At 65.5% G+C, this 23,496-nt stretch carries 23 protein-coding genes and 1 tRNA gene; 6 read left to right on the top strand and 18 right to left on the bottom strand.

Annotated elements, in window-relative coordinates; genetic code table 11:
* The first annotated feature begins 344 nt into the window (after positions 1-344).
* Complete coding sequence (locus ABIB54_RS11415; RefSeq protein ID WP_354575641.1) at positions 345-1,169, top strand: hypothetical protein; 825 nt, start codon at positions 345-347, stop codon at positions 1,167-1,169.
* A 51-nt stretch (positions 1,170-1,220) separates the two neighbouring features.
* On the opposite strand, the gene pth is transcribed toward ABIB54_RS11415, so the two are convergent.
* The 8 genes from pth to ABIB54_RS11375 form a co-directional block, all read right to left on the bottom strand.
* Positions 1,221-1,814, bottom strand: a complete 594-nt coding sequence (gene pth, locus ABIB54_RS11410) for an aminoacyl-tRNA hydrolase (RefSeq protein WP_185201418.1) — start codon at positions 1,812-1,814, stop codon at positions 1,221-1,223.
* 32 nt (positions 1,815-1,846) lie between these two features.
* On the bottom strand, positions 1,847-2,482 hold the full coding sequence (locus ABIB54_RS11405) for a 50S ribosomal protein L25/general stress protein Ctc (RefSeq protein ID WP_185201419.1): 636 nt from the start codon (positions 2,480-2,482) through the stop codon (positions 1,847-1,849).
* A gap of 212 nt (positions 2,483-2,694) precedes the next feature.
* The gene (locus ABIB54_RS11400; RefSeq protein ID WP_354575640.1) at positions 2,695-3,207 is read right to left on the bottom strand and encodes a gluconokinase; all 513 of its coding nucleotides are present in this window, start codon (positions 3,205-3,207) and stop codon (positions 2,695-2,697) included.
* A gap of 120 nt (positions 3,208-3,327) precedes the next feature.
* Positions 3,328-4,422, bottom strand: a complete 1,095-nt coding sequence (locus ABIB54_RS11395) for a substrate-binding domain-containing protein (RefSeq protein WP_185201421.1) — start codon at positions 4,420-4,422, stop codon at positions 3,328-3,330.
* A gap of 173 nt (positions 4,423-4,595) precedes the next feature.
* Positions 4,596-5,702, bottom strand: coding sequence for an ABC transporter permease (locus tag ABIB54_RS11390; protein ID WP_354575639.1), 1,107 nt, complete (start codon positions 5,700-5,702; stop codon positions 4,596-4,598).
* Positions 5,699-7,201, bottom strand: a complete 1,503-nt coding sequence (locus ABIB54_RS11385) for a sugar ABC transporter ATP-binding protein (RefSeq protein WP_354575638.1) — start codon at positions 7,199-7,201, stop codon at positions 5,699-5,701. Before ABIB54_RS11385 ends, ABIB54_RS11390 begins: the two co-directional genes overlap by 4 nt.
* Positions 7,198-7,989 carry an IclR family transcriptional regulator gene (locus ABIB54_RS11380; protein ID WP_354575637.1) on the bottom strand — a complete coding sequence of 264 codons (792 nt, stop codon included), beginning with the start codon at positions 7,987-7,989 and terminating at the stop codon, positions 7,198-7,200. Before ABIB54_RS11380 ends, ABIB54_RS11385 begins: the two co-directional genes overlap by 4 nt.
* A gap of 6 nt (positions 7,990-7,995) precedes the next feature.
* Complete coding sequence (locus tag ABIB54_RS11375; protein WP_354575636.1) at positions 7,996-8,919, bottom strand: SMP-30/gluconolactonase/LRE family protein; 924 nt, start codon at positions 8,917-8,919, stop codon at positions 7,996-7,998.
* Between the two features lie 249 nt (positions 8,920-9,168).
* On the opposite strand from ABIB54_RS11375, the gene ABIB54_RS11370 reads away from it, so the two are divergent.
* Both ABIB54_RS11370 and ABIB54_RS11365 read left to right on the top strand, forming a co-directional pair.
* Positions 9,169-10,107 carry a sugar phosphate isomerase/epimerase family protein gene (locus ABIB54_RS11370; RefSeq protein WP_354575635.1) on the top strand — a complete coding sequence of 313 codons (939 nt, stop codon included), beginning with the start codon at positions 9,169-9,171 and terminating at the stop codon, positions 10,105-10,107.
* Positions 10,107-11,024, top strand: a complete 918-nt coding sequence (locus tag ABIB54_RS11365) for a D-isomer specific 2-hydroxyacid dehydrogenase family protein (protein WP_354575634.1) — start codon at positions 10,107-10,109, stop codon at positions 11,022-11,024. The genes ABIB54_RS11370 and ABIB54_RS11365 overlap by 1 nt, the downstream gene beginning before the upstream one ends.
* 34 nt (positions 11,025-11,058) lie before the next feature.
* On the opposite strand, the gene ABIB54_RS11360 is transcribed toward ABIB54_RS11365, so the two are convergent.
* From ABIB54_RS11360 to ABIB54_RS11350, 3 genes are read right to left on the bottom strand one after another with little or no spacing between them, the layout of a single operon-like run.
* The gene (locus tag ABIB54_RS11360; protein WP_354575633.1) at positions 11,059-12,105 is read right to left on the bottom strand and encodes an L-idonate 5-dehydrogenase; all 1,047 of its coding nucleotides are present in this window, start codon (positions 12,103-12,105) and stop codon (positions 11,059-11,061) included.
* A 46-nt stretch (positions 12,106-12,151) separates the two neighbouring features.
* Entirely contained in the window at positions 12,152-12,919 is a 768-nt protein-coding gene (locus ABIB54_RS11355; RefSeq protein ID WP_354575632.1) for an SDR family oxidoreductase, read from the bottom strand.
* Positions 12,916-13,752: an IclR family transcriptional regulator gene (locus ABIB54_RS11350; RefSeq protein WP_354575631.1), complete on the bottom strand. Its 837-nt coding sequence runs from the start codon at positions 13,750-13,752 to the stop codon at positions 12,916-12,918. Before ABIB54_RS11350 ends, ABIB54_RS11355 begins: the two co-directional genes overlap by 4 nt.
* 102 nt (positions 13,753-13,854) lie before the next feature.
* Here ABIB54_RS11350 and ABIB54_RS11345 point away from each other — a divergent pair, with 102 nt between their 5' ends.
* Both ABIB54_RS11345 and gnd read left to right on the top strand, forming a co-directional pair.
* On the top strand, positions 13,855-14,769 hold the full coding sequence (locus ABIB54_RS11345) for an NAD(P)-dependent oxidoreductase (RefSeq protein WP_354575630.1): 915 nt from the start codon (positions 13,855-13,857) through the stop codon (positions 14,767-14,769).
* 46 nt (positions 14,770-14,815) lie between these two features.
* Complete coding sequence (gene gnd / locus ABIB54_RS11340) at positions 14,816-16,267, top strand: NADP-dependent phosphogluconate dehydrogenase (RefSeq protein WP_354575629.1); 1,452 nt, start codon at positions 14,816-14,818, stop codon at positions 16,265-16,267.
* 50 nt (positions 16,268-16,317) lie between these two features.
* Here the strand turns inward: gnd and ABIB54_RS11335 are convergent, their stop codons facing one another.
* Entirely contained in the window at positions 16,318-17,403 is a 1,086-nt protein-coding gene (locus ABIB54_RS11335) for an alpha/beta hydrolase fold domain-containing protein (protein ID WP_354575628.1), read from the bottom strand.
* An 89-nt stretch (positions 17,404-17,492) separates the two neighbouring features.
* On the opposite strand from ABIB54_RS11335, the gene ABIB54_RS11330 reads away from it, so the two are divergent.
* Positions 17,493-17,864 carry a hypothetical protein gene (locus ABIB54_RS11330; RefSeq protein ID WP_185201433.1) on the top strand — a complete coding sequence of 124 codons (372 nt, stop codon included), beginning with the start codon at positions 17,493-17,495 and terminating at the stop codon, positions 17,862-17,864.
* Here ABIB54_RS11330 and ABIB54_RS11325 read toward each other — a convergent pair.
* The 6 genes from ABIB54_RS11325 to ABIB54_RS11300 all read right to left on the bottom strand — a co-directional run bounded on the left by ABIB54_RS11325 (position 17,861) and on the right by ABIB54_RS11300 (position 23,459).
* A complete protein-coding gene (locus ABIB54_RS11325) occupies positions 17,861-18,283 on the bottom strand; it encodes an ACT domain-containing protein (RefSeq protein ID WP_354575627.1) in 423 nt (140 codons plus the stop codon). The genes ABIB54_RS11330 and ABIB54_RS11325 overlap by 4 nt on opposite strands.
* A gap of 60 nt (positions 18,284-18,343) precedes the next feature.
* Positions 18,344-20,050, bottom strand: coding sequence for a long-chain-fatty-acid--CoA ligase (locus ABIB54_RS11320; protein ID WP_354575626.1), 1,707 nt, complete (start codon positions 20,048-20,050; stop codon positions 18,344-18,346).
* Between the two features lie 58 nt (positions 20,051-20,108).
* On the bottom strand, positions 20,109-21,086 hold the full coding sequence (locus ABIB54_RS11315) for a ribose-phosphate diphosphokinase (protein WP_354575625.1): 978 nt from the start codon (positions 21,084-21,086) through the stop codon (positions 20,109-20,111).
* Positions 21,087-21,142: 56 nt separating this feature from the next.
* Positions 21,143-22,567 carry a bifunctional UDP-N-acetylglucosamine diphosphorylase/glucosamine-1-phosphate N-acetyltransferase GlmU gene (glmU, locus tag ABIB54_RS11310; RefSeq protein WP_354575624.1) on the bottom strand — a complete coding sequence of 475 codons (1,425 nt, stop codon included), beginning with the start codon at positions 22,565-22,567 and terminating at the stop codon, positions 21,143-21,145.
* A 61-nt stretch (positions 22,568-22,628) separates the two neighbouring features.
* Positions 22,629-22,700: transfer RNA gene (locus ABIB54_RS11305), tRNA-Gln, on the bottom strand.
* Positions 22,701-22,961: 261 nt separating this feature from the next.
* A complete protein-coding gene (locus ABIB54_RS11300; RefSeq protein WP_354575623.1) occupies positions 22,962-23,459 on the bottom strand; it encodes an ArsR/SmtB family transcription factor in 498 nt (165 codons plus the stop codon).
* Positions 23,460-23,496 lie beyond the last annotated feature (37 nt).

The raw sequence follows: 23,496 nt of genomic DNA, 5'->3' as shown, positions 1-23,496 counted from the left end.
ACTAGTTCGCCGGTGAGGCCTTCCCGGGTCCGGGCCCATCCGTCGCAAAGTGTCGCCACTGGGAGCGCCGGGGACCGATCGTGACGGGTCGACACGGGTTCGCCAGTGGGGCGGACACGGGGTCGACGACGACGCCCTCCCGAGCCCGGGCCCACCCGTCGCAAAGTGTCGCCACCGGGGGTACCGGGGACAGTTTGTGACGGGCGGCTCCCGGTTCACGTGACGCGTGACGGGCGGCTCCCGTGACACGTGACACGTGACCGAATAACCCATAGCCCTCGGCCCTTACATCGCCCGAACACATCCCGTACTCGGCGCCAATGAAGCGGTGGTGGGGTGACGCCATGGTCACATCGAAGAAGCCGTCCCGCAACGAGTTCAGCCCCGACGAGAATGACGCCGCAGCTCAGCCCGCCGCCGATACAGCACCGTTTCCCGAGAGCACGGCCCTCGCTGACACCCAGCCATTCCCCGCAATACCGGCCCTCGCTGACACCCAGCCATTCCCCGGAATACCGGCCCTAGCCGACACCCAGCCATTCCCCGCACCACCGGCCCTTGCCGACACCCGGCCGTACACCGCAACACCGGCCCTAGCTGACACCCAGCCGTTTTCCTTCGCGCAGCCGTACCCGGAGGCGACCCAGCCGCTCGGCGTAGCCGAGCCGCGCACTCCCGGTGACAACCCGGGTGTTTCTGGGATGACCGTCCCGCCATTCCTGCGGCGTCATCCGCTCGCCCTGGGCATCACCGCTGCGGCACTCGCTGTCGTGGTCGTCGCCGGGCTCACCGCGTGGGGAGTCGGTACCGCGGTCGCCGACTCCTATCAGACCGTGGGATCGGCGGCAGTGGCGCCGACGGTATCCCATCGCCCCGTGGCCGGAGCACGAAAAGTAGCCGTGCATACGGTCGTTCGCGGAGAGATCGCGGGGATCGCCGGCGCGAGTTGGACGATCACGACCCGAGCCGGCGCGACTCAGCACGTCACCGTCGGATCAGCAACCCAGTACGGCACACCCAAGGCGCCGGCTGCGGCGTCAGACTTCGTCGTCAGCACAGCCGTAGTCATCGTGGAGAAGACGAGCGACGGCGGCAAGAGCGCGGTGCGGGTTGTTGCGGCTCATGCTGGCGGGAAAACGCCGGGGGCCACCGCGACAGCAGGAGCCTGAGGGCGGGATCTCCATACGGTCGCTGAGCGACCTACTCGGTCACCGGCGGCGCTACTCGACCGGCGGGGCGGTGTGGAATCGCAGCTGGGCCGCGATGAGGCCGTCGCGCGCGATCGACTCGACGGCATCAGCCGCATCCGTCAGCAGGTTGGGCAGCACGGCGCGCTCCGTCGACCCGAAGTCGCGCAGCACGAAGTCCGCGGCGGACTGCCGTCCGGGCGGACGACCGATGCCGACGCGCACGCGAGTGAAGTCTCCCGTGCCGATCGCCGAGATGATGTCGCGAATGCCGTTGTGGCCGCCGTGACCGCCACCGAACTTGATCTTGAGCTTGTCGAAGGGGATGTCGAGCTCATCGTGAACGACGATGAGCTGCGCTGGCTCGATCTTGTAGAAATTGAGCAGAGACGCGACCGGTCCGCCGGAGAGGTTCATGAAGCTATTGGGCTTGGCGAGCACGAGCCGCGGGCCCTCGAGCCCGGTGCGCCCCTCGGCGACCGTCGAGTTGGTCTTGTGCGAGCGGAAGGATGCCGAGGCGCGGTCCGCGAGCTCGGCCAGAACCATCTGACCGACATTGTGTCGATTGCTGGCGTAGTCGGGCCCGGGGTTGCCGAGCCCGACTACGAGCCACTGAGTGGAGTCCATGGACCGCTACTGCAGGGTGGTGGTGAGTGTTACTACTCTGCGGCAGCTTCCTCGGCGGGAGCTTCCTCGGTCTCTTCGACCTCGGGGGTCTCGCCCAGGTCCTGCTCGACCGGGATGCTGATCGCGACGACGAGCACCTCGGGATCGGTGACGAGCACCGAGCCCTCGGGCAGCGCGACATCCTTCGCGAAGATCTGGGTTCCGGCTTCGAGTCCCTCGACGTCGACGACGACATTCTGGGGGATGTTCGTGGCCAGAGCCTCGATCGTGATCGACTTGGCATCCAGGTCGACGGAGGTTCCGGAGGCCGGCTCTCCCGAGACGTGAACGGCGACGTCGACCTCGACGCGCTCGCCCTTGCGCAGCACGATCAGGTCGATGTGCTCGATGATCTGGCGAAGCGGATCCTTCTGCACGTCCTTGACGAGGGCGAGCTGGTTGGCTCCACCGTCGAGCTGGAGATCCAGGATGGCGTTCGCCTTGCGCAGCAGGAGCGCGACCTCGTGGGCCGGAAGGCTCACGTGCTGCGGCTCGGTGCCGTGACCGTAGACAACCGCTGGCACCTTGCCGGCAGCGCGAAGCTTGCGAGCGACACCCTTGCCGAAGGTGGTGCGGGACTCCGCCGAAATCTTGTTGGTGAGCTCTTTATGAGCCTTCTTCTCAGACATTTTTCTCCTTGGCGGACCTTCTGTGGTTCAGCACAGGGCCCGCGTCTATTGGTTTCCACTCGAACGCATCAGCGTGAGGAAAGACTTGGGGCTGAAAGCAGCCACGTGCCCGATCCACCGCGTCGATAACGGATGCATGGCATCCCTCGCCGAAGTACAGGTTGAGAGTTTACACGGATGCGGGAGGATCCCGACACGGTCGCCAGAGCGACCTACTCGACCAGCGGGGTCAGCGGAGCAACCAGCATTCGCACCACCGACTCCACCGTGGGGTGATCATCGAGCGAGACCCGTACGCCCGGCTCGTCCCGCGCGAGAGGCTCGAGCGTTGCGAGCTGCGAGTCGAGAAGGGATGCGGGCATGAAGTGACCCTCACGATGCTGCACGCGCGAGTCGAGCAGCGTCCTCGACCCATCGAGGAAGACGAACCGGGTGGAGGGCGCCGCGGCGAGGATCGCCTCGCGGTACACCCGCTTGAGCGCGGAACACGCGATGACGAGACCATCGGGCGCCGCGGACAGTTCCGCGCCGACGAGCGCGAGCCACGGCATCCGGTCGTCGTCGGTAAGTGCAATCCCCGACGCCATCTTCGCCACATTCGCGGCCGGATGCAGCGCATCCGCGTCTTCGAAGCGAACGCCGAGACTGGCGGCGAGGGCTTCCCCGACTGTCGATTTTCCGGATCCGCTTACCCCCATGACGACGATAAGCGGTGACGAGTTCATGGGTCGACCCTATTCGCTCGGTTGGACGGAGTTGCGGCACGTCCATCGTCGGTCGGCCTTCCCGTGCGACCGCGCAGAATGGCCCGCCTTCGCAGAGCGAGACGGGCCATTCGCACAGGGCTACTTGCCCCAGACCTTCAGGTACACGTCACGGAACCCACTGGCGGGATCGAACACGTCGCCCGAGGGTACGTTCTGTTTCGTGATCAGACCGGGTGCAGCCACGAACGTCGAGGGCTTCTCACCGGCAAAAGCGCGGTTCACCTCGTCGATGAGCTGCCACCCCTGCAGCGGGATGGGCTCGGCAACTGTTGCGGCCTGGTAGCTGTCGCTGCGGATTCGCTGCATGTCTGCGGCGTCACCGTCACCAGCGCCGATGGACTGCGGGGGTCCAGCGGCAGCGATTCCCGCGTCTTTCAGAGCGCGGGACGCTCCACTGAAGTAGTTGCCGTTGACAGCGAGCAGGTACGTGAGCTTCTTGCCATTTTGCTGCAAGAGGTTCGAGACGATGCCGGGCATACGCTGGTCAGCGGTCGCGATCGGGGAGTCCTGGAAGGAGAGGACGCTGCATCCCTTACACGCCTTGATGTATGCCTCCATCGCGCGGGCTTTGGTGACGGCGAGCTCGTACTGGCCGTCCGTGAATACCGCGACCCCCGCCTTGCCGTTCGAGTTCGCGACCGCATAGGCAGCAGCGAGTTGTGCGACGACGAGCGGATCCGTTCCCACGTTCGTGACGAGCCCATTGCCCGGTCCGGTGAGAACGCCGGCGTGCCATCCGATCACGGGGATTTTTTCCGAAGTGGCAGTGGTGATGGCGGGAGCCTGCTCCGTTGGGTCGAGACCACCGAGGATGATCGCGTCCGGCTTGGACGTGATCGCCTGGTTCATCGCATCGGTGTTGCCCTGCGGAGTCCCGTGGCCGTCGTAGACGCTGACGGTCCAGCCGATCTTCGCGGCGGCTTCCTGCACTGACTTACCCATCGCGTTGTGACCGCCGTTAGCAAGGTCACCCGCGACATACGCGATTTTCGCGCCCGGCTTTTGGGCCTTCGGGCCGGTGGAGGGAGGCGTGAAACCCTCCGATGCAGTCAGGCTCTTTTCTACGAGCGCCTTCGAGAATGCGACCGGGTCACCCTTGGGGAGGATGGAGTCGAATTTGCCGGCGCTGGATCCACCGCTCGCCGACGGCGATGCCGAATTCTGACTCGACACACTCGCACTCGAGCAACCTGCGAGTGCGAGCATCGGCACAAGGGTTACTACGGCGACGGCGATAGAGAACCGCCTATTTTTCAGCTTCATTGCTTTCCTGTCTCTTGATGGTGCCCCGACCCGCTGCTGCGGCCGGAGGGAGTGAAGTTCTGCGCTGTGTTACCGGAACGGGCTCACAGGGGTGGCGGCGAGGCTGTGGTACCGACAGAGGGTGCCGGCGACGGATCGCCATCCACCGGTTTTTTGTTGGGCGGTGTGGCCTCAGCTCGCGCCACCCTCCTTCGGCTCGTCACCGACGCGATCGTGATCGCGGCCACGAGCGTCAGGCCGTTGAAGAGCGGTTCGAGGTAGAACTGTCCGGGGATGAGTTGCTGAAGCCCCGAGATACCGATGGTCGCGATCGTGACGCCGATGATCGTGCCGAGCGCGTTCATCCGCCCCGGGCGAATCGTGGTCGACCCGAGGAAGGCTGCCGTGAGGGCGGGCAGGAGGAACTCGGGCCCGATGTTGGACTGCACCACGCCGTTGGAGCGGGAGGCGATGAGCACTCCCGCGATCGCAACCATCACGCCAGAGGAGACCATCGCTCCGACGACGTACTTACGGCGCGGAACGCCGGTCAGCTCCGCAGCGCGGGGGTTCGCGCCGATCGCATACAGGTAGCGTCCGATCGGGAAGTACTCGAGCAGCACGAAGATCACGAGACCCAGTACCAGTGCGATAACGAAGGTCCCCGGCAGCGGTCCCGCCGACCAGGCGGCGAGCTTGTCGAACGCGGCGGCCCGCTGGCCGGCCGAATCGGTGATCTGACGGCCCCCGGTGATCCAGAACGTGATCGCGAAGATGACCTGCCCGGTCGCCAGGGTGGCGATGAACGCATCTACCTGCGCAAGTTCGACGAGCAGCGCGTTCAGTAGTCCGATCAGCGCTCCGCCGACGAGACAGAGGAGTATCGACAGGCGGTAATCGACGCCAAGGAGTTGCAAATTCAACGCCATGACCTGCCAGAGGCCCGCTCCATAGCCGATAGAAAGGTCGATCTTTCCCGCGATCATCGGAATCGTCACGGCAAGGGCCAGGATCAGGAGAATCGACTGAGATGACGCCAGCAGCTGGAAATTGAGCAGCGTGGCAAAGGTGTTGGGCCGCAGAATCGCGAAGATCACGAAGAGGATGGCAGTGAGCACGACGAGCCCGTAGGTGGTGGTCAACTGCCGGTACCACGGTGTGCCGCGCGGCGGTTCGAGCGCCGTCGAACGGACGGACGTATTCATCGTCATGATGTGTGCTCCTCAGTGAGTGTGTGGAATTCAAGGCCCGATGCTGCGGCTACGAGATTTGCTATGGTCAGGTCTGCCCCACTGAGGCTCGCTGTGGGCTGGCCCCTCTCCATCACGATCGCCCGGTGGCTGATCTTGGCGACCTCCTCCATGTCGGTGGAGACGACGACAACCGTTGTTCCGGCTCTCGCGGCATCACGCAAGAGGCCGTAGATGTCCGACTTCGCTCCGATGTCCACGCCCATGGTGGGTTCTTCGAGAACCAGGATCTTGCGTCCGGCACTCAGCCAGCGCGCGAGGATCACTTTTTGTTGGTTGCCACCGGAGAAGGTGTCCAACGACAGTTCGGTATCGGCAGGGCGGACCCCGAATGCCCGGATCTGCTCGAGAGCCTCCTTACGTTCGGTCCCCGGCCAGAAGAACGAGAGTGCTTTTCGCCCCCAGATGGAAGGGTTGAGGAAGAGGTTCTCGCGCACGGTCAGGCCGGACGCCACAGATTCGGTCTCCCGGTTGGACGTGGCAAAACCGATACCCGCCTTGACCGCGCCGTAGGGGCTGCCGAACCGCACGGGTGTTCCGTCGATCGACAGCGTGCCCGAGTCGATCTTTATTGCCCCCGCAATGGCACGGCCGATCTCGTCCTGGCCCGCGCCACGCAGTCCGCAGATCGAGATGACTTCTCCGCGAGGCGCGACAAGGTTCATGGGACCGACATCGTTCACCCGCACATCGGCGAGTTCGAGCCGGGGCTCAACGCCGGGCTCGTCGAAAGTGATTGTCGATACCTCATGGCCGACGATCAGCTCCACGAGGTCGGTGTGAGACAGTCCATGAACTGATCGCTCGGCGACGACAGCGCCACTTCTCATCACCACGGTTCGTGTTGAAATCTCGTACACCTCGTCGAGTCGGTGCGAGACATAGATCATGCCGACGCCGGTGTCTCGCAGCCTTCGAAGAACTGTGAAGAGGCGCTCGACATCGGCCGCGGGAAGGGATGCGGTCGGCTCGTCGAGCACCAGCAGCTTCGGGTTCGAGACGAGACCTCGCGCGATGGTGAGCAGGCTGCGCTCGGTGCGCGGCAGATCGAAAACACGAGCGTCGGGGTCGATCCCTCCCCCCACGAGGTCGAGGATTTCGCGCGAGCGGCGACGGAGCTCTTTCATGTCGACGAGACCGAATCGGCGCGGGTACCCCAGAGTGATGGCCATGTTCTCGGCCACAGTCATCCAGTCGATGAGACCGAGATTCTGGTGGATGAAAGACATCTTCGACCTCGTGCCGGGAGTCGACAGATCACTGCCCGAAAGGAGCATCCGCCCGCTGTCGGGTTTGTACACCCCCGCCAACATCTTGATCACCGTCGACTTGCCGGCCCCATTCTCACCGAGCAAGGAGACGATCTCACCCTGTTCTACTGTGAACGAAACGTCTCGAGCGGCGCGCGTCGCGAAGAAGGTCTTGTTGAGGTTTTCCACGCTGAGAAGTGAGGTACTCATAATTGCTCCTGGTCGCTCAGCCCGCGGGCGAGGATGGAAAGTTCGGATGCCAGTCGTGAGCGCATGTCTGCTGTGGCCCGGGGAGCGAGCAGTGTTGCGCTCACCGCAGCGGGCATGCCTTCTGAGACGAATGCGACCGCCACACAGGTGACGCCCACCACCCCTTGCTCGTCGTCTATCGCGTACCCTCGCTCCCTGATCTGCATCAGGTCGGCGTGCAACGACTCCACACTCCGATGCGAGCGGACAGTAGGTCGTGGGAGCTCGCCGATGGTGGCGAGTCGGGTATCGAGTTCGAGATCCGAAAGGCTCGCCAGCATCGCCTTACCGAGACCCGTGACGCCTGCGGGAGCCCGACTTCCGACGGCCGCCAAGAATCGCACCGGCTGAGTGCCGCCGTTGCGTGCGAGGTAGATCACATCCGTGCCGTCGAGTACGGCGAGGAGAGTGGTTTCGCTGTGGAGCGTTGTCAGTGCACGCGGGATGTGACCGAACTCGGCCACCATCGTGCTCGAGGCGAGCATCGAGCGGCTCAGCTCGAGCATCCGGTAGCTCAGCACCCAGCCGTGCTCCCCTCTTCTGACCATGTGGGAGGCTTCGAGGCTGACAAGCAGGTTGAAGACGGAGGATTTCGCGAGATCCAGGTGAAGCGCGATGTCGCTGATCGTCAACGGCACTCGCCGGTCGCCCATGTGGGAGAGGATCAGGCCAGCTCGAAATGCGGCGGGTGACGGGGTGCTGGAGGCGGTATCGGTGGCGACTACGGGTCGCGCGGGGGTCAAGGTCATCGGGCCCTACTTTCGTCGCCAGAGTGCGGATGCGTCTGTGGTGCGAGTACGAATCCGGTACAGGCTCGTGGTGGCGGTGATGTAGAGATCCGAGCCGTCGGCGCCGCCGAAACACAGATTGCTGACGACCTCGGGCACGTCGATGCTTGCGAGGTGATCGCCCGCCGGGGAGAAGATCTGCACTCCCGAGTCGGAGGAAGTCCAGACTCGCCCGTGCTCGTCGACGCGAAATCCGTCGGGAAGACCCGATTGCAGACTCGCGACGGTCCGGCCGTTTTTGCAGGTCCGACCGTCGATGATGTCGTAGGCGCGAATGTGACGATTTCCACCTCCGCCGCTCGCTCGAGCGGCAGACGTGTCTGACACGTAGAGGATCGACTCATCCGGCGAGAAGGCAAGGCCGTTGGGTTCTTCGACATCCGCAATCAGGACAGTCACTGAGTTGTCGCTGGGATCGATCCGGAAGACGAAGTTGTCGCCGTATTCGCGCTCCCCTGGATGACCCTCTCCGCTCACCTGTATTCCATAGGGCGGATCGGTGAACCAGATCGAGCCGTCGGAATGAACGACCACGTCATTGGGGCTGTTGAACCGGCGCCCCGCCCAGGCTGCGGCGACAGTGGTGACGGTATGACCGTCGTCGCGTTCGATCGCCCGCGCTCCATGCGAGCACTGCACGACTGCACCGGTTGCATCGGTCGTTCGCCCGTTGGTGAAACCGACACCCGCGCGATAGACGCTGGTGGTGTTGGTGCCCGGGTGGAATTGCATGATTCGGTCGTTGGGGATGTCGCTCCACCGCACGCTCTGATCACCGGCGATCCAGGCAGGACCTTCCGCCCAGACGCATCCGCTCGCCAATTTCTCGAGCGTCGCTCCGGGCGCGAGAAGCGACGCGATCATCACCTCGCCACCTACGCTGGCGCTCATCTGAAACTCTCCATCGGGTTCCTCATGTCTTTACCGTCGGCAGTCACTCAAACACTCGCGGCAACGGCAAACAAGACTTACGTTCAACTGGCTGAACGAAGGACCGAGAGATTGGGGAATTTTCCGCTCAGAATTCAGTCTGTTGAACAAATGCCAATGATGGCACCGGGATGTTCCATAGAGTTCTGGCGGTCGCGTTGGTAAAACGGGCGCGAGAAAGCACCACTCGGGTAAGGGAGCCAGGGATTTATGACAGCGGTGGATGAGTCGATCGTGGGCAGCGTACTCGCGCTGTGCACCCAGACCCCCGGTGCCCGGCGCGGCGCCGGCCCGATGAGTTGGCGCAGCGAGCTCCGACGACTGAAACGCAGCGGTTTCAGCCGGGTGGATCTGCTCGACAACTGGCTTCCCTTTGCGCACTTGACGGCCAGCGAGGTCGACGATCTCGGAAGCATCCTGGTGGATATTGGCCTCACGGCACCCTGCTTGGGCACCTCTCGCCGAAGTCTCATCGATCCGGAGCTCGGAGAAGAGAACCTCGAGTACACCCTGAAGATCTTGGAGGTCGCACACCGGCTCGGGCTCCGAAGAGTGGGGGTGGGATTTCATCCCGCCCTCGTCGACGCGCAACGACAGTCCGCGCAATTCTGGGAACACGCGGGTCGGGCGGATGACCGCACCGATGAGAACTGGGATCTTGCGGCCCGGCGTGTGGCCGTGGTCTGTGATGCGGCCGCGGAGCTCGAGATCGACCTGAACATCGAACTCTACGAAGACTCCCTGATGTGCACTTCCGAGGATGTGGCTCGGCTGATGGCCGCCGTGGATCGACCGAATTTCGGGGTGAACCCCGACCTCGGAAATCTCGTGCGATCCGTCACCCCGCTCCGCGAATCCTGGCTCGATACCCTTCGGGGATGCCTGCCGCACATGACGTACTGGCACCTCAAGAATTACACTCGGTCCACGCTGGCGCCGGGTGGTCCCTTCGCGGTCGCACCGACGGCGCTGGGGGACGGCACCATCGACTATCGACTCGCGGTCACAGAAGCACTGGCGGCGGGCTACAGCGGCCCGATGGTGGTGGAGCACTATGGCGGAGACGCCCTGTGGATGCAGGAGCGGAGCGCCGAATATCTTCGTCGCCTGGTGGACGAGTTGCGGAACGACGAACGGGAAGAGCAGTGATGAAAGCAATCGACGACGTCAGGGTCTATGTCGGACCGAATCAGCTGCCCGATCTCGAGGTGGCTGTGGTTCGAGGCGGCGGCCGGGTCGTGCCACTCGCGGAAGCGAATGCGATCGTCTATCACGGATCAGACGATGCCCGCGAAGTCGTCGACATGATCAGCGAACGGATCCTCTGGATCCAGCTGCCGCACGCCGGAGTCGAGCGTTGGACCCAACCGGGATACATCACAGCAGAGCCGGTGTGGACGAGTGCCGCCGGCGCTTACTCGCCACAGGTGGCCGAACATGTGCTCGCCCTCATGCTTCTCGGGGCCAAGGGCCTGCACACCCTTGCTCGTGCGACCGAATGGACGCCGAAGAACACCCGGTCTCTGGCGGGGAGCACTGTCGCCATCATCGGCGCGGGGGGCATCGGTCAGGCGCTCGTCACCTTGCTGAAACCATTCGACTGCGTGATCACCGCGGTATCGAATTCGGGCCCGTTCCCTGGCGCGGAACGCACGGTTCCGCGCGACCGGTACCGGGAAGTGCTTCCCGATGCCGACTACGTCGTACTGACCGCTCCATCGACATCGGAGACGCGAGGAATGATTGGCGCCGCGGAGCTGGCGGCGATGAAGCCCGGAGCCTGGCTCATCAACGTCGCGCGAGGAGATCTCGTGGTCACCGACGAACTCGTTGCGGCGTTGGGCGCTGGCGAGATCGCGGGAGCGGCTCTCGACGTCACCGATCCGGAGCCGTTGCCCTCCGATCATCCGTTGTGGCGACTGCCTAACGCGTTGATCACGCCGCACTCGGCCAACCCGGAGGACGCCTACTGGCGCACGCTCGCGAAGCGTGTGGAAGATAACGTGCGCCGGGCGAACCTGGGACAGCCCCTCCTCGGGGTGATCGATCCGGCTGTCGCGGGCTGACGGCCTGGTCGCGGGCCGAGCGCGAGGCCGCGACTCAGAATCTCAACAGCACCTTGCCCGAGACCGCAGGCTGGTTCGCGATCGTGAAGGCCTTGAGGGACTCCTCGACCGGGAACTCGTGTGTGACGACGGGTGCGACGTCGAGTGATCCATCGGCGATCGCCGCGATCACCTCGTCGATCTCGTCGTTGAAACGGAAGGATCCGACCAGCTCGAGCTCCCGGGTGATCGCGAGTGAGATGAGTGCGGGCTGCTCCCCCGAGGGCAACAGCCCCACCATGACGACCCGGCCGCCGCGGGTCGTGCCACGCGTGGCGCTCGCGAGTCCACGAAAACTGCCGGACGATTCGATGGCGATGTCGGCGTCCACGGCGGCAATCGCGTCGGCATCCGTCGCGAGAAGCGTGCGTGTCGCTCCGACAGCCGTCGCGATCGCGAGCGGGGTTTCGAACATGTCGGTGGCGATGATCTCCGCGGCCTCTGCTCTGCGCAGCACCGCGATGATCAGCAATCCAATCGGACCGCTTCCGGTCACGAGCACGCGCTTTCCCTTCACGTGACCCGCGCGCGACACAGCGTGCCAGGCCACGCTCGCCGGCTCCACGAGTGCGGCGTCTCGCAGGGACAGGCCCGTTGGCAGCTCTCGCAGCATCCGACTGTCGAGCACGACGGTCCGCGCGAACGCGCCGTCGGTGTGCGGAAATCGGGCGGCACTGCCCAGATAGGTGCACCCCGGGGAGAGATTGGGTCTGTTCTCGGGATAACGGCTGCCGTCGCCGGGTCCGGGGGTGGCGGGGTGGACCGCGACGGAGGCTCCGATCCGTGGCCCGGATCCGTCGGCCGCGGCGACTCGCACGGTGCCGACGACCTCGTGGCCGAGAACCATCGGGGCCTTCAGAATGGACTCCCCCGCTGCCCCGTGCGTCCAGTAGTGCAGATCCGACCCACAGATGCCGCCGTAGGTGATGTCTACCACCGCCTGATGCGCTTCGGGCCGTTTCAACGCAACAGGCTCGATCCGAAGCTCGTCTTTCGCGTGTGCGACCACGCCGAGGGCGGTTTCTGGGAGGTCCATCGTCATGTTCTCTCTCTCGATATGGGTCTGGCGCGAATAAGGGGGGGGCAACTCAGACCACTGCGGTCATGCCGCCGTCGACATAGAGGACCTGGCCGTTGACGAAATCTGATGCTCCGGACGCGAGAAACACGAGCGCGCCGACCAGATCTTCGGTATCGCCCCACCGTCCGGCTGGAGTGCGCGTGCGCACCCACTGGCTGAAGGTCTCGTCGTCGACGAGGGACTTGGTCAATTCGGTGGCGAAATACCCTGGCGCGATCGCATTAACCTGGATGCCGCGTGGCCCGAGGTCGGCGCACATCCCCTTGGTGAGCATCGCGATGCCCCCCTTGGTCGCGGCATAGGCGGCGATTCCCGGGCGGCCGAGTTGCGATTGCACCGAGCCGATATTGATGATCTTGCCCGACCCGGCGTCGACCATACCTCGAGCGATCCTTTGGCCGACGAGGAAGGCGCTGGTCAGGTTGGATGCGACAAGTTCGTTCCAGTCGCTCAGCGCGAACTCGGTGAACGGCGCGCGGCGCTGGATTCCGGCATTGTTCACCAGGATCTGCACGGGCCCGACCGAGGATTCGATCTCGCTGATTCCACTATCTACGGCGGCGGCATCGGTCACATCGAAACGGGCAGTCGCGACCTCTCCCCCCGATTCCGCCAGCACCGTCTCCCTGGCGGCGTTCAGAGTCTGTTGGTCGCGCCCGTGCAGCACGACGCGGGCTCCCGATCTCGCGAGTCCACGAGCGAGAGTCAGACCGATGCCGCGGCTGGAGCCCGTGACAAGGGCGATACGGCCGGTCAGGTCGAATAATGCGGTCATTGGAACTCCTCGGTGGTAGTTCGATCTTCGCTGGTCAGGTCATCCTCGTCCCGGGGGTGGACGAGCACGGGACGCGAAAGTTCGGCGGATGCCTGCTGCAGCGCCAGAAGCACCCTCTCCCGCTCCCCGGGCGTGTCACTCGGATGCACGAGGGAGACCCCGATCGCGAATGACGGCTCATCGGCACGGGTCGAGGGCACGAGAGTGGCCAGGGCGAAGACGCTGGGGTGCACCTCGCCATCGTCGACCGCGTAGCCGTTTCGGCGGGTGATTTCCAGCTTCGCCTGCAGGGAAGCCAGGTCAGAGGTCGAACGGTTCGTCAGACTGACGAGATGGCTCGGCTCGCGAAACAGCGCCTCGATCCGCTCGGGTGTGAGCTCGGCAAGCAACGCCGTTCCCACGGCAGTCGCCGATGCCGGGTAACGGTCGCCGACGCTGGCGGAGAGCGGAAACCGCTCTCTGCCCTCATACACGGCGAGATAGAGCGAGCGCACCCCATCGAGCATGGCTATCTGCACGAGCTGGCGACGCAACACCTCGGACTCCTCGCAGATGCGATAGAACTCGCGGATCTGGTCGAAGCCGGCGAGATAGGCACTGCCGAGTTCGACAGAGCGACGACCGAGCAGGAATCCGCCCGCCGTGCGACGGATGAGGCCGCCCTCCTCGAGGGAGGCGCAGAGATTGGAGGTGGACGACTTCGCGATCCCGAGTTCGCGGGCGATGTCGCTCAGAGGCTTCGGGCGCCCCGGGGAGGCTGCGAGCAGATCCAGGATTCGGATGGCTTTCTGCACGGCCGGTGCTAGTGCGCCCTTCTCCTCCGCCTCTCGCATCGCCGCTCTTCCCCCTCAATGAATCGCGCCCTCTTCGTGAGGATTTGGGTTAATCTTAGCGATGTATCCATTCTGGTGAACAGTGTTCTGTATGCTGTTTTCATGACTCAGGTGCCTGGAAAGTCCGTGCGAGCCGAGCAGTCCGTGGGATTTATCGGCCTCGGCAAGATGGGGCTGCCGATGGCGCTGAACTACCTGAAGGCCGACATCGGATCCCTCCGCGTCACCGGGCGGTCTCGAGATCGCGCCGCCGATGCCCTCGAGGCGGGAGCAGTCTGGGTAGCGACCCCCCGGCAACTCGCCGACGCCTGCTCGATCATCATCATCATGGTGCCCGACATGCCCCAGGTGGAGGAACTCCTGTTCGGCCGGGACGCGGTATCGAGCTCCGGTTCGAGCGCCACCGTCGTGGTGTGTTCGTCGGTGTCGCCCATCGGAATCCGCGAGGTGGCAGAGCGCTTGTCCGTTGCCACGAGCGGACGGATGACGATCGTCGACGCACCGGTATCCGGCGGCACGGAGGGCGCCATTGCCGCAACCCTCTCCATCATGGTCGGGGGCGATATCGATTCTGTGCAATCGGTGTTTCCCGTGCTTGCCACTTTCGGTACGCCCGTCCATCTCGGACCTCTGGGCTCAGGCGAAATCGCCAAAGCCTGCAACCAGCTCATAGTGGCCGCGACGATTTCGGCGATCAGCGAAGCCAGCGTGATCGCCGAGAGGTCCGGTCTCGACCTCGAGGCCCTGCTGTCTCTTCTGCAGGGTGGATACGCGGGAAGCCGTGTGCTCGAAACCAAGAAGCAACGCATCATCGACGGCGACTACACGCCGACGGGCATTGCCCGATACATGGTGAAAGATCTCGGATTCGCCGCCGCGGCGGCATCGGCGACGGACACGGCGACTCCGGTGCTCGATGTGTTGCGCGCTTCGTTCGAAGGGCTCGTCTCCGCTGGCCTCGGCGACCTCGATCTCGCCGTCGTGCATCGCTACATCCAGTCGCTACCCCGCGACTGAAAGCTACTGTTGAGCCAACTGTTCATAGTTCGCAAGGAGAGAACCCGTGCCAGATAATTCAGCCGCAAACATCGGAGTCGTCGGGCTCGCCGTCATGGGAAGCAATCTCGCCCGCAACCTCGCGAGCCGCGAGGGCAACACCGTCGCCGTGTTCAATCGCAGCCACGAGAAGACCGACACTCTGCTCTCCGAGCACCCCGAAGCGAATTTCATCGGCACCACGAGCTACGCCGAGTTCGCCGCGGCCCTCTCCACACCCCGCGCCGCCATCGTCATGGTGCAGGCCGGCAAGGGCACGGATGCGGTCATCGACGAACTCATCAAGGTCTTCGAACCCGGCGACATCATCGTCGACGGAGGCAACTCGCTCTTCACCGACACGATCCGCCGCGAGAAGGTCGTGCGCGAGACCGGCATCAACTTCGTGGGCGCCGGCATCTCCGGCGGCGAAGAGGGCGCCCTCCTCGGCCCGTCGATCATGCCCGGCGGATCCGACGAATCCTGGGTGACCCTCGGCCCGATCCTCGAGTCGATCGCCGCGGTCGTCGACGGTGAGCCCTGCGTCACGCACGTGGGTCACGACGGAGCCGGACACTTCGTGAAGATGATCCACAACGGCATCGAGTACGCCGACATGCAGCTCATCGGCGAGGCCTACGACCTCATCCGCCGCGGCACCGGCAAGACCCCGGCGGAGATCGCCGACATCTTCGCCGAGTGGAACACCGGCGAGCTCGAGAGCTACCTCATCGAGATCACCGCCGAGGTGCTGCGCCAGGTGGATGCCGAGACCGGCAAGCCCCTCGTCGACGTGATCCTCGACCAGGCTGGGTCGAAGGGCACCGGCGTCTGGACGGTTCAGACCGCGCTCGACCTCGGCATCCCCGTCTCCGGCATCGCCGAAGCCGTCTTCGCCCGATCCGTGTCGTCGAAGCCGGCCCAGCGTGCCGCGGCCGCGGCACTGCCCGGACCGACGGCATCCCCGGTCGAGGACGTCGACGGCTTCATCGAGGGCGTGCGCCAAGCGCTGTACGCCTCGAAGGTCATCGCCTACAGCCAGGGTTTCGACGCGATCGTCGCCGGCGCGGAACAGTACGACTGGGAGATCAAGAAGGGTGAGATCGCCAAGATCTGGCGCGGCGGCTGCATCATCCGCGCCCGCTTCCTCAACCGCATCACCGAGGCCTACGCGGCAGACCCGGGACTCGTGTCGCTCGTGACCGCGCCCTTCTTCACCGATGTGGTGGCGAAGGCCCAGGACTCCTGGCGCAATGTGGTGGCGGATGCCGCGCACGCGGGCATCCCGGCACCGGTGTTCGCCTCTTCCCTCGCGTACTACGACAGCCTGCGCGCCGACCGGCTCCCCGCCGCGCTCACCCAGGGCCAGCGGGACTTCTTCGGCGCACACACCTACAAGCGCATCGACAGTGAGGGGACCTTCCACACGCTGTGGAGCGGTGACCGCTCCGAGATCGAGTCGGAGGGCAGCTCGCACTAGCTCGGGCGGTGCCGGCCGGCGCGGTATACCCTGCGCGGTGAGGGTCGGCGCTACAGGCTGAGCGCGAAGTCGCGAACGTGCGCGACCGATTGTGCGTAGACATCCGGAAGCGCCGACCGGAAGAGCTCGTCGCCGAAATGGCACACACCGGCAACGGTGCGCTCCACCACGTCGACACCCGCCTCGCGGAGGGTGCGCGCGTAGGCGAGCCCCTCGTCGCGGCAGGGGTCGAGTTCGTTGACCGAGATCGCATGAGGGGGCAGTCCCCGCACGTCGGAAACCGTCGCGAAATACGGCCAGGCGAGCGGATTGTGACGGTTCGACCGACCGGGGTCGTAGAGATCCCTCAGGATGCTGTTGAGCGCATTGCTCATGAAGTAGCCGTCGTTCTCGGTGAGCGACGGCAGCTCGGCGGGATTGTCTTGCGCGAGCCATTCGTAGAGCCCGGAGATGTACGGCACAGAGGCATAGACGCCATCGATGCCCGTGACCCCCTCCCGACCGGCGCGGATGCAGGCGGCGAGAGCGAGATTCGCCCCACCGGAATCGCCCTGGAGCACCAGGGAGGAGATGCCGAGTTCTGCACGATGGGCCGACACCCAGTTCACCGCGGCGGTGACGTCGTCGAGCCCCGCGGGGAATGGATGGTGCCCGGTCTCATCCACAGCGTTCCGAAACCCGACCCCCACCACGACGAGGCCGGCAGCCGCGAGCTCGTCGCGCCAGCGCGTGTAGACGGAGTTGCCCCCACTGAGCATCACCATGCCACCGCCGTGGACATGCAGGATGCCGGGCAGCGGCCCGGAGGCCTCCTCTGGCCGATGCTCCGAGAGGACCAGCTCCCCTCCGTGAGGTCCCGGGATGACCCGGGTCGAGTGAACGACGCCTGTGACCGGCGGGAGCTCGGCGAGAAGCGCATCGAAGAGGGACTCGAGGCGAGACTCCGCCCGTCGGCTGAAGGCGAGGCGGGCCTCGAGCGGGTCATTCGGGGAGATGCGGGGCGGGGAGGTGCGCTCACCGAGCCGGAACGGCGCCATCGCGGCGAGCATCCGCGGGTCTGAGCGAGGGTCCGTGGCGAGGGTGCTGTCGGGATCGCCGAGCCGCCCGGGTCGCGGCGCTGGGGATGGTGTCGGCATCGACGGGTCTCCAATTCGATCTGCGGGGTCGATGCACGATACCGCGCGGGCTCCGCAATCGACCGTGACCGTGACAAGATCGAACCGCCATGAACTACGACGACGAGCCCGAACTGGCCGGCTACGTGCCGACCGAGGGCACCCCGCGCCTGCGGAGGATGAGGTTCGTGCTGCGCATCGTGGTCGTGGTGGGCATCGCCTGCCTCGTGCTCCCCGGAATGCTGACGACCATGTCCGTTGCCGCCGCCACCGCGCAGGAGGCCTGCAACGCGTGGGTCGCGTACGAGGCACCCGAGGCGACCGGGGCATCCGCCCGCTTCGAATTCTTCGGCACCGGCGGCCCCGGATGGCAGTGTTACACGGTCGGGGCATTCGGCGGAGAAAAGAATGTCGCCTCACTGGGGCTCATCCCGATCTCGCCGAAGATGTCGCCGGTGCCCCTTCCCGGCAAGAACGCCTAGCCCTCCTCGCGGGAGAGCTCGCGCAGCACCGCCATCGCCTGTTCCGCCTGGTGACCGGGCACGAGCAGGTGGTCGTGGTGGAACCCCGCGAGCACGTTGCTGCTGATGCCCGCCTCCGCGAGCGCCGCCGAGATGGTGGCCGTGAGCCCGACGGTCTCGAGCGAGGAGTGGGCGGTCAGGGTGATCCAGCGCGCCACGAAGTCGTAGGTCAGAAACTCCGCGTCGGCATCGCGACGCCGCAGCACCACAGTGGTGCCCTCCAGTTCGACGATCGTCGCCATCGCGTCCAACTGCGAGGCACGGTCCGGCTGCACCGAGACGAATACGAACTCACCCGGATGCAGTCGGGGCTCGAGCGAACGGAGGATGGTGGGCACATGGGTTGTGCCCCATGACGATGCCCTGTGTGATCCGGCCATCCCAGCACCATATCCCGTCGGGACGAGGGGCCGAACCACGACCGGTCTACCGAAGTATCCCTATCCTGCCTGCAATTGCTCCCGCACCTCGCGCCGAATTACTTTGCCGATCAGGGACTTCGGCAGCCGCTCCACCGCAATGACGCGTTTGGGCACCTTGTACCCGGCGAGGTTCGGTCGCACGAAGTCGCGAAGGCCCTGCTCATCGAGCTCGGCGCCCGGCGCCAGCACGACCGCGGCCACCACCTCCTCGCCACTGTGGTCGCTCGGCAGGCCGACGACCGCGACATCCGCGACCGAGGGATGCGACCGCAGGGCGTCTTCGACCTCGCTCGGCGCCACGTTGAAACCGCCGGTGATGATGAGCTCCTTGATACGATCGACGATGCTCACGAAGCCATCGGCGTCGATCGTGACGATGTCGCCGGTGCGGAACCACGGGCCGGCCTCGTCGCCGTGCGCCGCGGGCACGAAGACCTCCGCCGTCTCCTCGGCCCTCTTCCAATAGCCGGAGAACACCTGCGGTCCACGCACGATCAACTCGCCCTCGTCACCGGCACCACGATCGACCGTCGGATTCTCCGGGTCGACGACCCTCACCTCCGTGTTCGGCAGCGGCAATCCGACCGTGCCCGCCCGGCGGGTCGGGCCGACCGGGTTGGCCATGAGCACCGGGCTCGTCTCGGAGAGCCCGTAGCCCTCGACGAGGTATCCCCCGGTGCGCTTCTCCCACGGTTCGACGACGGATGCCGACAGCGGCATAGCTCCGGAGATCGCGATCTCGATCCCCTTCAGTGACACTCCCGCCTCGTCCGCCGCGGCGGTGAGCCGCTCGTAGATCGGGGGAACGGCCGGGAGGAACGTGGCCGGGCGCTTCTTCACCACAGCGAGCACCAGCTCCGGATCGAACTTGGGAAAGAGCACCAGCCGTGACCCCATGCTCATCGCGAACGTGAGGCAGAGGGTGAGTCCGTAGGCGTGGAACATAGGGAGCACGGCGTAGACGACCGCCGTGCCCCGGTGCACCGTCGGCACCCAGGCGCGGGACTGGGCGGCGTTGGTCGCGAGGTTGAGGTGGGTGAGGGTCGCACCCTTTGGCGAACCGGTCGTGCCGCTCGTGTACTGGATGAGCGCGACATCCTCGGCCTTCGGCCGGAAGATGTGGCCGTCGACCGTGGGGTGATCGAGGAGCTTGTGCCACGGCACGGTGCCCCGAACCGTGGTGGTCAGCGCCGCGCGCGATTCGCGGGCCCGCGCGATCGGCAGCCTCAGGAGCGCGCGAGTGCCGAAGGGCATCGCCCTGGTGACGTCGATCGACACGATGGACTCGACCGCGACATCCGTCGGAAACTGCTGCACGGTCTCGACGACGTTGTTCCAGACGATGGCGACCTTGGCGCCGTGGTCTTCGAACTGGTGCCGCAGCTCGCGCGGCGTGTACAGCGGATTGTGTTCGACGACGATCGCGCCGAGGCGCAACACGGCGTAGAAGGCCACGACGTGCTGCGGGCAATTGGGCAGAATCACGGCGACGGTGTCACCCTTCTGCACCCCGAGAAGGCGAAGCCCCTCGGCCGCACGCAGGATCTGTTCACCGAGCTCCGCGTAGGTCGTGGTGGCGCCGAAGAACTCCAGTGCGATGTTGTCGCCGAACTCGCTCACCGAGGCTTCGACCAGATCGAACAACGACCCGGTCGGCAGCTCGATCTCGTGCGGAACGCCTTCGGCGTAGCTGGAGAGCCACGGTCGCGGGGTGGTGATCGTCATGGCGTAAGCCTACGAGAGCAGCAGCTACGAGAGCGGCGCCCGTGCGCCCCCGGTGGGGTCAGGCTGCGCCGTCGAACATCGAGGTGACCGATCCGTCGCTGAAGACCTCGTGGATTGCGCTCGCGATGAGCGGTGCGATCGGCAGCACAGTGAGGGTCGGGAAGTGCTTCTCCGCGGGGATCGGCAGGGTGTCGGTGACGACGACGGAGTCGATGAAGTCGCTCTGCAGGATCTCGGATGCCGGGGAGGAGAAGACCGCGTGGGTCGCGGCGACGACGACGTTGGTCGCGCCGGCGAGTTTGAGCGCCTCCGCGGCCTTCACGATCGTGCCACCGGTGTCGATCATGTCGTCGACGATCAGGCAGGTGCGGCCGTTGACCTCTCCGACGATCTCGTGCACTGTCACCTTGTTGGGCACCAGCGGATCGCGACGCTTGTGGATGATGGCCAGCGGCGCCCCGAGCTTGTCGCTCCAGATATCGGCGACCCGCACCCGGCCCATGTCGGGTGAGACGACGGTGAGGGTCGCGGGGTCAAGGCGTTCCTTGAAGTACTTGAGCAGCACCGGCATCGCGAAGAGGTGGTCGACCGGCCCGTCGAAGAATCCCTGGATCTGCGCGGCATGCAGGTCGACGCTCATGATCCGGTCGGCGCCTGCGGCCTTGAACAGGTCCGCGACAAGGCGGGCGGAGATCGGCTCGCGTCCTCGGCCCTTCTTGTCCTGCCGGGCGTAGGGATAGAACGGCGCGACGACGGTGATGCGCTTGGCCGATGCCCGCTTCAGGGCATCCACCATGATGAGCTGCTCCATGAGCCACTCGTTGATCGGATAGGTGTGGGACTGGATGACGAAGGCGTCGCATCCGCGCACGCTCTCGTCGTACCGCGCGTAGATCTCGCCGTTGGCGAAGGTGCGGGCATCGGTGTGCACGAGTTCTGTTTCGAGCTCCGCGGCGACGTCGATCGCGAGCTGCGGATGAGCGCGCCCCGTCACGAGGACCAATCGCTTCTTGCCACTGGCGGTGATCTCGGCCACGGGTCCTGCTCTCTCGTTGAATTGACTTCGGTGACGCGGTGCCGATTTCGACCGGATCAGACCTCGGAGTCGGCCTCCGCAGCCGCTTTCGCGGCCGCCGTGCCTGCCCGATTCTGCTCGACCCAGCCTTCTACATTGCGCTGAGGAGCCACGGTCATCGCGAGAGCTCCGGCCGGCACATCCTTGCGCACGATCGTTCCCGCTCCGGTCTTGGCCCCGTCACCGATTCTAACGGGGGCGACGAAGACGTTGTGCGAGCCGGAATGCACGTGCGACCCGATCTCGGTGCGGTGCTTGACCAGATCGTCGTAGTTGGCGGTGATGGCACCCGCCCCGAGATTGGTGCCCTCGCCGATCGTCGTGTCGCCAATGTAGCTCAGGTGGGGCACCTTCGAACCGCGGCCGATGGTCGAGTTCTTCGTCTCGACGAAGGTTCCGATCTTGCCGCGCTCACCGAGGTAGGTGCCCGGCCGCAGATAGGCGAAGGGGCCGACCGTCGCGTTCGCGCCGATCACCGCGAGGGTGGCATCCGTCCGCTTCACTACCGCGTTCTCCCCGACCTCACAATCGACGAGGGTCGTGTCCGGGCCGATGATCGCGCCACGCTCGATCGCCGTCGCGCCCTTGAGCTGCGTGCCGGGCAGGATCTCCACGTCTTCGGCGATGCTCGTGGCCAGGTCGATCCAGGTGGTCGCGGGATCCTGGACGGTCACCCCGCTCAACTGCCAGCCCCGCACGATGCGGGCGTTCAGCTCCGCCGCGGCGGCACCGAGCTGGGCGCGATCGTTGATGCCGGCGACCAGCCAGTGGTCGGTGACCGGAACCGCTTCGATGCGGCCACCGGTGGCGCGGATGCCGGCTGCGGCATCCGTGAGGTACTTCTCGTTCTGGGCGTTGTCCGTGCCGATTCGCGCCAGGGCGTCCCGCAGCGCGGAGGCATCGAAGACGTACACGCCGGCGTTGACCTCGGTGATCTCCCGCTGCTGCTCGGTGGCATCCTTCTGCTCGACGATGGACTCGAATGCCCCCTCGCCGTCGCGGACGATGCGCCCGGCGCCGGTCGGGTCGGCGAAGTAGGCGCTGAGCAGCGTCAGCGCGTTGCCGGCGAGGGCATGGGTCTCGATGAGCGCGTGCACGGTCGCCGCATCGAGCAAGGGCACATCGGCGCTCAGCACGACGACCGAGCCGACGAAGTCCGCGGGGAGTCCGGCCAGCCCGAGCTCCACTGCGCGGCCGGTGCCTGGCGCTTCGTCCTGATCGACGATGATCGCCTGCGGAACGTGCTCGGTGATCACTGCGGCGACGGCATCCCGCTCGTGTCGCACGACGGCCACGATGTGGGTTGCGCCGAGCTCCTCGGCCGTGGCGAGCACGTGGGAGACCATCGGAATGCCGGCGAGAGGATGCAGCACCTTCGGCAGAGAGGACTTCATGCGGGTGCCCTGCCCCGCGGCGAGGATGATGATCGCGATGTCGGACATGGTGGGGCTCCCTCGCTTGGTGGCGGTCGAGTAGCGCGCTCTCGCGCGCGTATCGAGACCGCTCCGCCTCCAGGATTCGAACCTGGACCGAACAGCTCCAAAGGCTGTCGTGCTGCCGTTACACTAAGGCGGAATTCCGATCGCACCGCTGAACGGTCGACCGCGACAATTCTGCCAGATGCTCCCCCGCTTCCGTGTCGCGGGCCCTCGGGGCCGTTTCCGCTGGCGGCCGCTCCGCGTGCGGGCATTCCCCGGGCTCGGGTCGCACCTGCCGGAACTCCCCTGATGGGAGCTCACCTCCCGGCAGCATCCGCCCCTCCGTGACGCCCGTTCCCGCATGTCCAACGCGATGCCGCCAGGTCGGGCTGGCGCTACCTCCTTCGCGCGACCCGGGTCACCGCGATTTCCTCTGCTCCGGATGCACGGCCACCATGATCGACAGGGGCCGGCCATCCGCGTCCGGGCCGCGATCTTTGAACTCCACGAGCAGTTGAGAGATGCGGTCGTTGAGTTCGCGTTCCGTCGCGTGGTTGAACTTGAAGCCCAGCCGCCAGACTCCCAGGTCATCCGCATCGATCCCCTGGATGTCATCCAGGAATGTCTGCACCAGGATCGGCCCCTGGTTCGGCATGGATGAACGCCAGGACAACCCCGTCGCGCGGTAGGGGATCTCGGTGGTGCCGCGTCGGCCAGGGCGGCTCGGTTGCGCGGCGAGGAAGCCGTTGTCGATCAGGGTTCGAACATGATGGAGACTCGTGCCGGGATTGAGGTCGAACTCGTCGGCGATCTCGCGATTCGAATGCGCCTCGTGAAGGCAGAACCGCAAGATCCTCATGCGAAGGGGCGAAGCAAGGGCGCGCCCCCTGGCCTGGTCGGCGGGATCATCGGTCACTCCCTCACCCTAAACGCGACCTGAGTGATTGGCATTT

The organism is Frigoribacterium sp. UYMn621, assembly GCF_040549525.1.
Taxonomy (GTDB): domain Bacteria; phylum Actinomycetota; class Actinomycetes; order Actinomycetales; family Microbacteriaceae; genus Lacisediminihabitans.
This window is presented reverse-complemented; position numbering and strand designations above follow the sequence as displayed.